The sequence below is a fragment of the Microcoleus sp. Pol12B4 genome (assembly GCF_036701385.1).
In the GTDB taxonomy this organism is placed as follows: Bacteria; Cyanobacteriota; Cyanobacteriia; order Cyanobacteriales; family Microcoleaceae; genus Microcoleus.
Genome location: NZ_JAUBQR010000018.1, coordinates 1 through 12,964, shown reverse-complemented (window position 1 = coordinate 12,964; position 12,964 = coordinate 1). Strand labels below are relative to the sequence as shown.

Annotated in this window: 14 protein-coding genes and 2 pseudogenes; 10 read left to right on the top strand and 6 right to left on the bottom strand. The window is 43.4% G+C overall.

Annotated features, from left to right (window positions below; translation table 11 throughout):
• Positions 1-100: 100 nt before the first annotated feature.
• Entirely contained in the window at positions 101-301 is a 201-nt protein-coding gene (locus QUA38_RS04490; RefSeq protein ID WP_199292547.1) for a hypothetical protein, read from the bottom strand.
• A complete protein-coding gene (gene def, locus QUA38_RS04485) occupies positions 301-861 on the bottom strand; it encodes a peptide deformylase (RefSeq protein WP_333151991.1) in 561 nt (186 codons plus the stop codon). Before def ends, QUA38_RS04490 begins: the two co-directional genes overlap by 1 nt.
• Positions 862-962: 101 nt before the next feature.
• Here def and QUA38_RS04480 point away from each other — a divergent pair, with 101 nt between their 5' ends.
• A complete protein-coding gene (locus QUA38_RS04480; protein WP_333159580.1) occupies positions 963-1,358 on the top strand; it encodes a DUF1648 domain-containing protein in 396 nt (131 codons plus the stop codon).
• Between the two features lie 419 nt (positions 1,359-1,777).
• Here the strand turns inward: QUA38_RS04480 and QUA38_RS04475 are convergent, their stop codons facing one another.
• Positions 1,778-2,176, bottom strand: coding sequence for an aspartyl protease (locus tag QUA38_RS04475; protein ID WP_333159578.1), 399 nt, complete (start codon positions 2,174-2,176; stop codon positions 1,778-1,780).
• Positions 2,177-2,295: 119 nt separating this feature from the next.
• Between QUA38_RS04475 and QUA38_RS04470 the strand changes: the two genes are divergently transcribed.
• Positions 2,296-3,588 carry a pentapeptide repeat-containing protein gene (locus tag QUA38_RS04470; RefSeq protein WP_333159576.1) on the top strand — a complete coding sequence of 431 codons (1,293 nt, stop codon included), beginning with the start codon at positions 2,296-2,298 and terminating at the stop codon, positions 3,586-3,588.
• A gap of 645 nt (positions 3,589-4,233) precedes the next feature.
• Complete coding sequence (locus tag QUA38_RS04465) at positions 4,234-4,497, top strand: hypothetical protein (RefSeq protein ID WP_333159574.1); 264 nt, start codon at positions 4,234-4,236, stop codon at positions 4,495-4,497.
• Between the two features lie 42 nt (positions 4,498-4,539).
• Here QUA38_RS04465 and QUA38_RS04460 read toward each other — a convergent pair whose 3' ends face one another.
• Entirely contained in the window at positions 4,540-5,163 is a 624-nt protein-coding gene (locus QUA38_RS04460; RefSeq protein ID WP_333159571.1) for a TenA family protein, read from the bottom strand.
• A gap of 285 nt (positions 5,164-5,448) precedes the next feature.
• On the opposite strand from QUA38_RS04460, the gene QUA38_RS04455 reads away from it, so the two are divergent.
• On the top strand, positions 5,449-6,414 hold the full coding sequence (locus tag QUA38_RS04455; RefSeq protein WP_333159569.1) for a glycosyltransferase family 2 protein: 966 nt from the start codon (positions 5,449-5,451) through the stop codon (positions 6,412-6,414).
• Between the two features lie 108 nt (positions 6,415-6,522).
• Here QUA38_RS04455 and QUA38_RS04450 read toward each other — a convergent pair whose 3' ends face one another.
• Positions 6,523-7,035, bottom strand: a complete 513-nt coding sequence (locus tag QUA38_RS04450) for a hypothetical protein (RefSeq protein WP_333159567.1) — start codon at positions 7,033-7,035, stop codon at positions 6,523-6,525.
• An 81-nt stretch (positions 7,036-7,116) separates the two neighbouring features.
• Between QUA38_RS04450 and QUA38_RS04445 the strand changes: the two are divergent.
• The 6 genes and pseudogenes from QUA38_RS04445 to QUA38_RS04420 form a co-directional block, all read left to right on the top strand.
• A pseudogene (locus QUA38_RS04445) lies at positions 7,117-7,929 on the top strand (IS630 family transposase); the annotation flags it as partial.
• Positions 7,930-8,117: 188 nt separating this feature from the next.
• Positions 8,118-8,297 (top strand): hypothetical protein, encoded by a 180-nt coding sequence (locus tag QUA38_RS04440; protein ID WP_333159566.1) that lies wholly within the window; start codon positions 8,118-8,120, stop codon positions 8,295-8,297.
• 503 nt (positions 8,298-8,800) lie between these two features.
• Positions 8,801-9,073, top strand: a complete 273-nt coding sequence (locus tag QUA38_RS04435) for a hypothetical protein (protein ID WP_333159564.1) — start codon at positions 8,801-8,803, stop codon at positions 9,071-9,073.
• A gap of 721 nt (positions 9,074-9,794) precedes the next feature.
• Positions 9,795-10,034, top strand: a complete 240-nt coding sequence (locus tag QUA38_RS04430) for a hypothetical protein (RefSeq protein WP_333159562.1) — start codon at positions 9,795-9,797, stop codon at positions 10,032-10,034.
• Positions 10,034-10,843, top strand: coding sequence for a glucose 1-dehydrogenase (locus QUA38_RS04425; RefSeq protein ID WP_333159560.1), 810 nt, complete (start codon positions 10,034-10,036; stop codon positions 10,841-10,843). Before QUA38_RS04430 ends, QUA38_RS04425 begins: the two co-directional genes overlap by 1 nt.
• A gap of 405 nt (positions 10,844-11,248) precedes the next feature.
• Positions 11,249-12,098, top strand: a pseudogene (locus tag QUA38_RS04420) (IS630 transposase-related protein).
• A 589-nt stretch (positions 12,099-12,687) separates the two neighbouring features.
• On the opposite strand, the gene QUA38_RS04415 reads toward QUA38_RS04420, so the two are convergent.
• On the bottom strand, positions 12,688-12,964 hold a 277-nt coding region (locus QUA38_RS04415), incomplete at its 5' end, for an element excision factor XisI family protein (RefSeq protein ID WP_333159558.1).

Genomic DNA, 12,964 nt, shown 5'->3' with positions numbered 1-12,964 from the left:
TTTTGAGCAGTCTTTATTCCACAGTTATTGGTTGTTAGCTGCTGACTAATTACTAATTACTCATAACTGCTGACTAATGACTAATGACTAATAACTCTGCTTATAGATTGGCCCTGGCATCCTGAACGGCTGCATAGAAAAATATGCCAGTTAGCGGTACGCTCAGAGCAAGGATGATGCCCGTGACTAAATTGCCCAGTTGAGCTTCTCCCGATGACAGCTCAAAAATTGAGCCGACTGCCGCGATCGCAGTGATGCACGAAAGAGCTAAGAGTAAACCACTTTTCGGAGTTCCTGCCATCATACTGATTTTACTGCCTTTGGGGAAAATTTATGCTTGACTAATGCTTCATTCAGTGCGAGCTTGTTTTCTACTCTGTCTACAAACAGCACTCCGTTGAGGTGATCCATTTCGTGCTGAATTGCCCTCGACAGTAACTCTGTTGCTATCAGGGTTTGTGGGCGGCCGTATTCGTCTCGGTAGGAGACTTCAATGACTTCTGGGCGTTTGACTTCTAAATAAACTCCCGGAATGCTCAAACACCCTTCTTGCAAAATGCAGATATCGCTGCTGCTACTTTTGATGGTGGGGTTGATCAAAACGATTGGGGGTGTAGCTGGATTTTCCGGGTCGCAGTCGAGCACGATTACTTGTTTGTGGACTCCGACTTGGGGGGCGGCCAAACCGATGCCGTCTGCACTGTACATGGTTTGTAGCATTTCTCGGACTAGCTGCCGAATTTCTGCATCGACGCTTTTGACGCGCTTGGCTGGCTGCCGCAGGACGCGATCGCCTAATGTGTGTATTGTTAGGGGCGGTTTTTCTAACTTTTTCTTTTCAATCAAGACCTGAGCCGTCATAAAACCTCGCGGGATGTTTGGAAACCCCCAACGAAAGCTGTTGGGGAATGAAATTGGAACCAATACTATTGTTTTCAATATTAATCTAATTTTAAGTAGCCATGACTGGAAACACACCAAACCAACGGCCGGTTATTTCTCTGAGGCTTTCGCCTGTTGTAGTGGCGGTAGAGCTTTTGGGTGCGATCGCGATTTTGCTGGCGATTTTGCTCATCGTCAAGTTTTGGGCAGTTTTGCCTGATGGAATTCCCATTCATTTCGGCTTGGGGGGGCTGCCTGATACTTGGGGCGACAAGGTGACGATTTGGCTCATGCCCGCGGTGGCTGCGATTCTTTTTGCGGTTTTAACTGCTGTATCGCGCTATCCGCATACTTTTAAATATCCGGTACCGATTACTTCTGAGAACGCTCACCGGCAATATCTTTTGGGGCGAGGCCTTTTGGTTTGGCTGAAGGCGGAGATTTGCTGGCTGTTGGCGTTTGTGGTGCGACAGTAAATTCTTGTGGCTTTGGGCAATGCTCAAAGGTTTAGTGTGGAGTTAGTTTTGGGGATAATTGTTTTGATATTTGGGACGTTTGGCGTGTATTTGCTCAAGGCTTATTCTGCTCGCTAGATGTAGGGCAAAATACTTGTATTTACCCAAAAACCAGTTTTTTGTGTAGCCCAGAAATTAACAACCCATGAGATTAGTTTCCCTCTAACAAACGAAATAAAATTCTTTGGTAGTGACAACTAAACTTCTAAAAGCTTTATCAGAAGTTTAGTCCTCAATAAAACTTTTTTGAGGGCTGGTAATTGACTGGATATGATAGGAATCATAGGCGAGATGTTTGTGCTACGGTAAACGCCGATCGACTAAACCACAAAATATGTTTATTTGTCATTCATTGGCAATACTCGCAGCCGTTGATTTTTTCAATCTGGTTCTAAGCCTAGCATTTCCATCGGAATCACGCCAAGCAAAACCGCATCAACTCCTTCGGGTATTTCCAGGCAGTCAAACACTGCTTGTCGCCCTTCAACTTCAAGCATAATATCTTCTTGAAAAATCCGCCCTTTCCTCACCCCCGCAGTAGTTTGTATATTGGTTTCTCCAAGTTGGCTCCAACCTAACTGGCTGATAATGGAAGCTGGTAAAGCAAGCAGAGTGGCTCCGGTATCGACTAGAACTTTATCGAGAGTTAATGAACGAATTTCACCCGCAGGAATGAACCCACGCTCAGCTAGGACTTGATCGATGCGATTGGTTATGGTGATTGTTGTAAGAACTTGACCCATTTGTTTGCCTTGCAGATTGGGCAGCACCAGGGTCATATTATGTTACCTTTTTGAGTGCAATTGGTGGATTTTTCTATTTTAATGCTCTCTAGAATTGTCCGGCGTTGGTTAAAATCGTTTTATTGACCAGCCACAGTTAGAATTTGCCTCAACGCATGACACCAGAACCAAACTCTTCTCAACCCAATCGCCCTGAATCTAACGTAACTGTAGAAAGTCTCAACGGTGCGAACCCTAATGTGCCACCAGAAGCAGCGACAATCGTCGCTACTGCTGAACCCGAAAAACCGGTGCCGTCGCCTCCAACTCGCAAGATTTTATTGCCGCAGCAGCCGGAACAAACGACTCCTGAGAAGTCGGGGTCAGTGCTGACGCTGGGGTTGATCGCAGCGATGATTTTTGGGCTGGCCAATGACAACATTTGGCTGGGCTTAATTGGCGCCGTCGGTGCGATCGGCATATCGCTGCGGCTAATGTGGCCGAGTTGGGGCAAAATCTGGGTGCAGGTAATTCCGCCAACTTGGCGCACGCTGATCGTCGCTTGCTTCGGGCTTTTAGCTGGGATTGTTGGCTTGCTGATGCTCAGCGGTAGTAATACTGAACCGGGAGGCCGCAATATCCAAATCAACTGGGACGCCATCGGCGCTCTCGGCGAGTTGATCGGCGCTTTGGGCCAAATTTTGATCGCAATTTTGGGCGTTTACGTGGCTTGGCGGCAGTACGTGATATCGAAAGATTTGACGATTCAGCAAAATCGAATTACGCAGCAGCAAACGATCGATGCTTATTTTCAAGGGGTTTCGGACTTAGCCCTTGACGAACAAGGGTTTTTGGAAGACTGGCCGCAGGAAAGGGCGATCGCAGAAGGCCGCACCGCCGCGATTATGAGCAGTGTAGATGCTGAAGGTAAAGCTAAAATTCTCCGGTTTTTGTCGCAGTCGAGATTGGTTACTCCGCTGAAGCGCGATCGGCTTTTAGGCCGCCCCATCCTTGACGGCGACGGTGGCTACGCTGAAGATAGAGATCACGGTATCCGCGTTATCGATCTCAATGTCATGTTAGCGGGTGCTGACCTGGCTGGCACCGATTTGCGGTGGACGGATTTGAGCGAAGCCAACCTCGTCCGCGCCAATCTCAGCAAGTGCGATTTAGTGAAAGCAAACCTCTCGCGCGCTGTCTTGTACGACGCCAATCTCGCTCGTGCCGACCTGAGAGCAGCCGCCTTATTCTACGGCTCGGCAGAAACTGCATCTCCCCGCAGCCGTACCGAATTTCCCAACTATCAAACGGGTGAACATACCGGTGCTGTGGTTGAACATGTTGATTTCACCGGTGTCAAGCGGCTGTCGGAGGAGCAACGCTATTACTGCTGCGCTTGGTGCGGAGCGAAGTCGAGAGAGACTATTCCCGGTGGTTGCGAAGGGATTCCCAATAAACTCGGACGTTAAAATTAGTAGCACGCTGTACTTACGTATATATTTGGCGATCGCTCGGCAGCGGACAATACTTTAATTTTAAATCAACACTCTTGCGCTGTTTTAGCCATGAAAAATAGGGATTTAGGACTAGAAGTAATTCCGCGCCATCCGCGCTCCAAAAGCCGGAACGGGTTAATTTTTGTAATTGCTATGTGGTTTCTGAGCCGATCAATAATGGCGATCCGGATGCAGGTAATTGCTCCTTTAGTCTGCAAGAACCCGCCCGTGTATCCCTGACGGCCACCTCTTAGTTTTGTCAGTGGCTTCCTTCCCAAAAGCGGCTGGGAACTGTTTTCACACTGGGACGATAAATGGTACGTCGAAACCTGTAATTTAGGCTACAGCTATGCAGAGGACGAGCAGCAGAATTCTGTAGTTTTTTATCCGCTATTTTTTTTGCTGATGCGTGGGTTGACGACTCTGGGAATGCAAGTGGAATTAGCAGGTGCACTAATTAATAGTTAGGCGTTCTTGGGGTTATTATTGGTGGTTGCAAGCTGTTATAGCGATCCTAAATCATTTGTGAATTTCTTACTCCCTCCCCTTAGTAAGGGGAAGGCTAGGGTGGGGTAAAACATTTACGACTCCTGCAAGGATTGCTATAGTAAATTTGCGATGGCTTTGGGCGGTGGCTATTTGTTGTCGTACTTGGGAAAAAGGCTGAGCATTACAGTCCTCTATTTCGGTTTTTGCTCTTTAGCGTTACTGATAAACTCCGGTGCTCTGCAATCGGTTCATCGCTACGCTTACGGCATTGTGTTGCTCTCGATGGGACTCGGTTTAGTGTTGAGTAGTCAGCCTCGTTGGGGATATGCTGTTATGACATTATTTGGCACATTCCTGCTGTACATGGCTGTTAAATTTGCTGCGTGGGCGTAGGTAACTTAGGATAGTTTTCCATATTTTTGGCAGAAACTTAATTTACTCTATTTCCCAAGCTGCCTGAAAAAAGTCTCTTTCACATAGCATAGCGTAGCGATAGGTTGCTTCTACTTCTGGCCCAGCATCTGCGTAGCGATCGACCAAACTTTCCAGCCGTTTTGCTAAAATCTCAAAATCCGGGCTGCTATAGGTGGAAATCCAGTCGCTAAAAGCGTGTTCCGGTATATTAGGTTTAGCTAGCTGCTGTCCCAAAAAAGCATACAACCGCAAGCAAGGAGTCATCGCGGCGGCTGTCAAACCTACACCACTTCCCCAGGCTGTCGCTAATAAAAAATCTGTGTAGCGGCGGGTAGCGATTCCCGGTTTTGCCTCTTGCAAGTTTACACCCCATTTGGCTGCATATCCTTGATGCAAACGAAGTTCTTCTAAAACGCCACTACCGAGATTGTGAAGGATTTCAAATCCCTCCCAGTCAGGTGCTTTTGCGGCAGCGATACTGTAAGCGCGAGCAAATGCTCCCAGAAAAAATGCGTCTTGTGCAACGTAATATGCAAAACTATTTTGAGGGAGACTGCTGTCAGCAATGCCTCTGACAAAGGGATGTTGCAGACAGGCTTCGCTTAAGTCTTGATTTGCTTGCCAAAGATCATTAGAATTTGTCATGCAATTTTGAATCTATGGGTTATGATTGTAATTTTTATATTCTGACTAAACATCTATGATAACAGATGTTTATGATTGGTGTGTGTCAGTCTTATGGTATATTTTATTTTTCGTATTTAACAAAATAGATAAGTTTTGGCAAGCTACTATTTTGTGGGTTGCTGTTGTCTGGCTCAAAAAGCGAAATTACGTGCCGAGCCTCTTTCCTGAAGTGACCAGGGTGTTTGGGTAAAAAGAAACTTTTGATTTAACGGTTAAAAAGCCGATTTTAAAACAGAAACTGCAATGAACGATACACCTACGTATTCTTTGGTAATTCCTATCTATAACGAAGAAGAAAATCTCGCTGAATTGTATCGGCGAATTAGTGCCGTGATGGATCGAATGGACGCCCCAGTAGAATTAATTTTAATCAATGATGGAAGCCGCGATCGCTCTCTGGAACTTTTGCGAGAATTGCACGAAAAAGACTCACGGATTTGTTACCTCAGTTTGGCCCGCAATTTCGGTCATCAAATAGCTGTAACTGCTGGTTTAAACTTTTCTAGAGGTCAAGTGGTAGTCATCATGGACGGTGATTTGCAAGACCCACCAGAGCTAATTATAGATATGGTAGAACAGTGGCAGCAGGGCTATCAAGTTGTTTACGCTCAGCGTACTCAACGCCGTCAAGAAGGTTGGTTTAAGCGATTGCCAGCTTATATGTATTATCGAATTTTGCGGAATCTTGCTGATGTGGATATTCCCATAGATACGGGAGATTTTTGTTTGATGGATAGGTGCGTGGTGGATGTACTCAACGCCATGCCAGAACGTAACCGCTACATTCGGGGATTGCGCGCTTGGATTGGTTTTAAACAAACCGCAGTTAAGTTTGAACGTGATCCGCGCTTTGCAGGCGAGGTTAAGTATACCTTCAGAAAATCTTTGAGTTTAGCGATGAATGGTTTAGTATCTTTTTCAAAAGTTCCCCTCCGACTTTCGATTTATTTAGGGTTGTTTGCTGCATTTATATCAGTGTTAATGGCTTTTTTGATTTTGTACTGGCGGCTTTTTTATCCAAACTCTGCCTTAACTGGTTTGACAATTGTGATGATGGCAGTTTTCTTTTTGGGGGCGGTACAATTGGTGAGTATTGGGATTTTGGGCCAGTATATAGGGCGGATTTACGAGGAGGTGAAGGGCCGGCCACTTTATACCCTGGCAGAAGTGGCTGGCTTCGATCCATTGCGTCAAAAAAACTGTAAATAAGCAGGAGGTTTTTACTATCTTGATGGCTTAAAGATAGCGGTTGTATGGTGCCTGAATCACCTGAAGCCTGAACCACATTCAAAAGGCGGGTTGTTGATTCATTATTTTCTACTTAATTTCAGCGTATATAAACTCCTGCTCCCATTGTTGAGCGACTGTATTCCAGCCAAAGGAATCTTTAAGAGCTAATGCTTCCTGTATTAAATACTGTTGTTTTTCAGGAGCTTTTACCAAGTTAATCACTGCTGTAATAAAAGCATTATTAGTTTCCTCATTACCCGCAGAGTCATTAATTCTAATATTTAATTTTACAGTGTCATCTAAATCTGCATAACTTGTCACCACAGGAACACAACTAGCAGCTTGCGCTTTCCAAGCACTAATACAGAAAATCCCCGCAGCAGTATGGCAAGGATAAACCCAGATACCTGATTTGAATAATTCTTCCACTAACTCCTTGTGTCCAATACTGCCATGTTCATAGACATTTTCCTGCTCGAAAAGTTGTAAATTTTTTTGCTTTTTATCGGGTAAGTATCGAATTTTTTTAAGATAAGGTGAATTAATTAAAGAATCAATTCCTTGCCTACCATAAAAAATATGTAATTCAACATCGTGCACTTCTTGGATATAGCAACCGCCAAGGTGGTTATGGCATAAACTGTAAGTAGTCCCAATTGTTCGCGTGCGAGCGTACAACTTATGCCCAAGCCCTACAGTTACGACTTTCGTCAAAAGGTGATACCCGCTATCAAAGTCGATGGCTTGAAGATTACTCAAGCCAGTCAACTGTTCAATATTAGTCGCAACACGATCGGTCTCTGGCTAAAACGACTTGCCCAAACAGGGGGGGTTGAAGTATTGCCCAATCAACCGTTGGGTAATGGTCATAAAATTACTGCAGGGGGTACAATTTAAAGAATTTGTGAGGGCGCATGGGGATAAAACACAAGTAGAGATGGCATAACTATGGTTTGAGGAAATTAGCGATCGAACAATCTCAAAAGCCTTAGAAAAAATTGGTTTTATTCGTAAAAAATACTTATGGATATTGAGAAAGGTGCGAATAGAAACGCCAAAAATTCACAGAACAGTTAGCCAGGTATAGCCAAGAAAAAGGAGTCTATATAGATGAGTCAGGAATGGATGACCGAGATGAATATGGGTATGAATATAATGAGATAGGTGACAGCTTTGAAGCACTGAAAAGTGGTAAAAGAAGAAGAGGACGAATAAATATGATTACGGCGGGAGTGTAATGGGAAATTATTAGCACCATTTACTGTAGACGGAGCCTGTAATCGAAGTGTATTTAAAATCTGGCTAGAAACTTGTTTAGTACCAGTATTAAAACCTAGACCAGTAGTGATAGCAGATAATACAACATTCCACAAAGGTGGACGTATTCAAGAGATAATTCAATCCACAGGATGTCGATTGCTCTATTTGGCACATTATTCGCCAGATTTAAACAAAATTGAGCAAGGATGGTCAGGGCAAAAAAGTCGCATTCGTTAACAAACCGATAGATTTAGCTGTCTTCGAGATGCTCTGGAAGATGTCCTCAGCACAGCGTTCTAACCGCCTTGGCGGTTGCTATACTTTTACATATAAAATGATTTAGGATCGCTATAGTCACCATAACTGGATCCGCTAGCATTAATGCGTTTGAGTGCGAATTTCTTAGAACAGCCCAAGGACAGGTGCTTTGTTTTTTGCTGGCATTTTGTGCGATCGCGCTAGGTGGTTATTTGACAGCAACGCTGGGCACATTTTTCCTGAGTCAGGAGGCTGAGAGCGATCGAGCAGAAATAGCTGCTACACAATCACTTCAAGCTGTGGAAACAAACATTACTGCACTGCCAAGGTTCAAGCCTGCTTGACGAAAAGGTTTAGACCTGTGAATTGCTGACCTTGGATTCGAGGATGAAGTTGATCGCTCTCGATGCGATACTAAAGAAACGATGATGTCTGTCCAATTATAGATCACTTTTTACTCTAAACTATTCCAAGCGAGAGATGATATTTTAAATTTTGAATTTTACTATAAAAGTATACTCTAACCACTCAAATAAAAAAATTAAAATGATGGAAAAAACAAGCCGAATAAATTATTGATAGAAAGCAAAAAAACTTGATTCTGGATAACTCCCATATTTCACTGTTCAATAGTGCCGACAGTTTTGCTCTAGCCCAATGCCTGATTTTATAGGACTTAGAGCCACTGGAGATAATTAAATCAATGTCATCTCCACTCCTGACGCGGCATTTAATTCGACTTTTTTATGGTCCTTGCCCTCTCAAGCTTGTATTATCTTTCCAAAAAAACCGCAGTATTGATTGAATATTAAGCTGCTTCTATCTATTTCATTGACACGATAAACTCATGGAAAACACATTATTCGATCGCACATTCCGGGACAGCGAAGGCAAAATAGTTATAGCTCAGATGCCTAATCTACCACTGAGTGTGGGGCTTGTAGCTACTTTATTAACGCTCATTGTTACAACAGGTAAAATTAATTTAGGGTTGGAGCTAGTAGCCTTTGGCTCTTTGTTTACTTGGGCTTGGGAAGAATTATTTCAAGGCGTTAATTACTTTCGTAGAGCATTAGGTCTGATTGTGCTTGTTGGTCTAATTGCGTGGAAACTTCAATAGTTAGGTAAGCATACATCAAATCAATAAGGTATAGCAAAACTTTTGATCAGGCGGATGAGGAACGGTGGAAAGGTTGACAGGCTGTAAAGGACAACCCAAAAATTAACACCTATCGGATGTGGGAACACCTCAACAATGCTCAACTAATTCGCTACCTTCTACTCTTTGTGCTTGGTTGGGCGATTGTGGAGGTGTTGGCATATTTTGAAACGGTTCTGATTGTTTTTATTTTTGCAGCTATTCTCGCCTTTCTGCTGAACTAACCCGTCAAATTTGTATCTCGTTTCATCCCTCGTTGACTAGCAGTAGTGCTGGCTTTTTTACTTGCCTTATTGATTGATTTTAGGTGCGTTAAGGGCAATGTTAGGATTAGCTCACATTTCCCAAGCACAGCATTTATTAGAACAAGTTCCTCACTTTTTAGACTCGCCGCTCGCACTGTTGGAAACACTTCAATAGTTTCTGTTAAATCCCAATATTACGTTAGATTTCAGCACCTTTAAGAAACAACTGCACCAAAAAGTCATCGGTATAATCTGCCTGGACTTTTCCACAGTGCAAAATCTGTTATTCAGTTTGCTAGATGTGATTGTGCTTACGGTGGTTCGCTTCTTTATGCTGATCGATGGTAGACGACTATGGAATCTGATGTGAGGCTCTTTCCACCCGGCTTATGCGACGATTGGACCAGGGCAATCCAAAATAAATTTCTAGCTTTCTTTTGGCTCTGTTGCTGTTATCAATCTTTTTCGGCCTCTCTACCTTTGTGGTGTTTATCTTGGTGGATATTCCCTATGCACGGTTCCTGGCTGCAGTCGCAGGCGCATTTGACCTTATTCCCAGTATTGGCGCGATGAAAGGCGTGGGGAAAAGACAGAACAACCTTCTGGTTGATGTTGAAGCTAGTTGGCTTGAGATTTCGGTTAAGATATTTTATTTTAAATCTCTGGGAGAGCAATAATGAAAGGTTTAAAGGGAAAAAACGCACTCATTACTGGAGCTAGTTCAGGCATTGGGCAGGCGATCGCCATTCGTCTTGCTCAAGAAGGTTGCAATATTGCCGTTAACTATCGCAAAAGCTTAGAAGAGGCAGAAGATACTGAAGAAATAGCTCTACAAAAAGCCTGTGGACAAGCATCGGAATGCGGGGTTGAAACGCTATTAGTTCAGGGAGATGTCTCCAAAGAAGATGATATCCTTCGTATGGTGAAGAGTGTCATTGATAAATTTGGTAGTCTGGATATTTTGATTAATAATGCTGGGATTCAAACAGAAAGCGCATCCCATGAAGTGCCAACGGATGAATTCGATCGCGTGATAGCAGTCAATTTGCGAGGTGCATATCTCTGTGCGCGGGAAACCATTAAGCATCTGTTAGAACAGCAGCGATCTGGGGTGATTATCAATATTTCAAGTGTGCATCAAATCATTCCCCGCCCGATGTATATCAGCTATTCCATCAGTAAAGGTGGCATGGGAAATCTGACTAAAACCATAGCGTTGGAATACGCAAGCCGAGGCATCCGCGTCAATGCTATTGCCCCCGGTGCAACAATTACACCGATTAATGAAAGTTGGACGGACAATCCAGAACAAAAGGCAGTAGTGGAAAGCCATATCCCAATGGGACGGGCAGGTACATCGGAGGAAATGGCTGCATCTGTTGCCTTTCTTGCATCAGATGAAGCGGCTTACATTACGGGACAAACGCTCTATATTGATGGTGGATTGACCCTCTATGGTGACTTTCGCGAAGCTTGGTCTGCCTAAATTAACTTGAAGAAACTATTGGGAGGAAATAGGCGATCGCTGCCATTTTACCTAAACAAGGATTTTTTGGGGGATGGCTTTTTTTACTCACCCGACACTAGACTAAACGGCACTAAGGTGTCATGCAGATACAGCGGATTCCAGGTTTATGAAGTACAGCAGCAGCAGCTTGTAAACCAGTTTTTGAAGTGCTTAGTATTCACTCCTTCAAGCGCAGTAGCCAGTAAAACATCAACCATCTTAGTAGTGGTTGGTGAGAACTGACGTAAAAAAGCTTTCAGTTGTGACCACCATAATTCTATCGGATTAAAGTCTGGAGAATAGGGTGATATAGTCATTTCAAATAAGTATGAGACTATTTAAAAATGAGGTAAAATGAATAAAAATAGTCAAGCCACTAGAAAAATGTCTTACAGTATTGATTTGAGAAAAAGAGTAGTAGATTATGTAGAAAATGGCGGTCGTATCGCTCAAGCGGCCGGACTTTTTAAGGTAGTTGTGGCAACGATATATCGGTGGCTGGGTCGGACAGACCTTAGAGCCACACAGGTAAAAAGGCGTAAGAGAATACTAGATTGGCAAGCCTTAGAAAAGGATGTAAAAGAGAATCCAGATACCAGATTAATCGATAGAGCCAAGAAGTTTGGGGTAAGACCAAGTGCCATATCTTATGCTCTTAAAGAAATGAAAATTACTCGAAAAAAAAAAGAACTTCGTTACCAAGAGAGAAACCGAGAAGCAAGAATGAAATACTACCGATATTTGAGAGAATTGATTAAAGTATCGGGAAGTCAAAGTCTGGTCTTTATTGATGAGTCAGGATTTGAAGAGTTTCAAGATTGTGCATTTGGCTGGTCGAAAAGAGGCAAAAAAATCTGGGGCGAAAAGTCAGGAAAACGGGGGAAAAGAGAAAATCTAGTAGCGGTTCGACTGAAAGGAAAAAAGGACTTAATTGCCCCAATGGTTTTTACGGGCAGCCTCAATGCATAAGGTTTTGAAGGGTGACTATCTTTATATTTATTACCCTCTCTGACGGAGCCATCTATATTAATCATGGATAATGCACCAATTCAGCGAAAAACAGCCATCCGAGAACTGGTAGAGGAAACGGAGCATCAAGTTCTTTTTCTCCCAAAATATTCTCGCCTACATGAACGATATTGAACACGATTTTAGTGCCTTAAAGCGAGCCAGAATGTATGCTCCTCCTGGCACATCTTTAGATGAACTCATCTGTGCCTACTACGCTCAATAGTGTCTCTTTTTTATTTGAAATGACTATATTTATTACATCTTAGCAAAACTTAGCTTTACGAAAGGCACTTAGGGGATGAGAACGCCTCTGAAACTTTGATTATAAGAGCATTAAGACTGCTGAACTACGAAAAAGATAGGGGATTATTGACAGGTTTATTCACTCATATGATCGGTAGCGAGCGCCCGATGCAGCCTCATTTTCCACGAGAGAAACCCAAAAAACATCACCGAACACACCGACTCCGATCTTTTTTGAGGTATATCAACTCAAACCGTAAGTCTTGTAAGTCTTTCCACTTGCTTGTCGCCCCGTCAAAACGCTCGCACCCGATCCCAGGGCGATCGCACCTTCTCACCCTCACTTTTCTACAACCTTCTCCTATCGCTTGCTTTAAAAGTTTTTGAAGTACGTGAAGCGAAGCTATCCCGTAGGGAATCGCCCTCCCACTCAAATCGCTTGCACTCCATCATACTTTCAAGGATTTTCGCTGCTGCTCCCTAGTAGGCACTCCATAAGCAGTATAAGGTCTAACATCAGGCGGTAGAAGTCCCAAAACAATTGATTCGGCAGGAACTCCCGCTGCAACTCACTCCTCAGCAATCAGGCGATCGGTATTATTTGCTTGAATCCACACCTGACCGTCAATAATATCAATATGAATCACGCAATGGTGAATACGCTGCTCATTAAACCAACCTATATTTATTAACATATAACGGTCATTTTCCAAATCAAAATTTATTTCATTTTGGATACAACTGTCAAAAATGGGAATCTCAGCGTATTCAGTAAGGAGATGCTCAACAAGTTTGCGATAATTATTTAAGCTATCCCTGGTACTATTTTCTCTATTTTTGGCTTGA

Excerpts from the sequence above, each read along its gene's own strand:
- QUA38_RS04490 (WP_199292547.1), bottom strand. The coding sequence starts at position 301 with ATGGCAGGAACTCCGAAAAGTGGTTTACTCTTAGCTCTTTCGTGCATC.
- def (WP_333151991.1), bottom strand. The coding sequence starts at position 861 with ATGACGGCTCAGGTCTTGATTGAAAAGAAAAAGTTAGAAAAACCGCCC.
- QUA38_RS04480 (WP_333159580.1), top strand. The coding sequence starts at position 963 with ATGACTGGAAACACACCAAACCAACGGCCGGTTATTTCTCTGAGGCTT.
- QUA38_RS04475 (WP_333159578.1), bottom strand. The coding sequence starts at position 2,176 with ATGACCCTGGTGCTGCCCAATCTGCAAGGCAAACAAATGGGTCAAGTT.
- QUA38_RS04470 (WP_333159576.1), top strand. The coding sequence starts at position 2,296 with ATGACACCAGAACCAAACTCTTCTCAACCCAATCGCCCTGAATCTAAC.
- QUA38_RS04465 (WP_333159574.1), top strand. The coding sequence starts at position 4,234 with ATGGCTTTGGGCGGTGGCTATTTGTTGTCGTACTTGGGAAAAAGGCTG.
- QUA38_RS04460 (WP_333159571.1), bottom strand. The coding sequence starts at position 5,163 with ATGACAAATTCTAATGATCTTTGGCAAGCAAATCAAGACTTAAGCGAA.
- QUA38_RS04455 (WP_333159569.1), top strand. The coding sequence starts at position 5,449 with ATGAACGATACACCTACGTATTCTTTGGTAATTCCTATCTATAACGAA.
- QUA38_RS04435 (WP_333159564.1), top strand. The coding sequence starts at position 8,801 with ATGGAAAACACATTATTCGATCGCACATTCCGGGACAGCGAAGGCAAA.
- QUA38_RS04425 (WP_333159560.1), top strand. The coding sequence starts at position 10,034 with ATGAAAGGTTTAAAGGGAAAAAACGCACTCATTACTGGAGCTAGTTCA.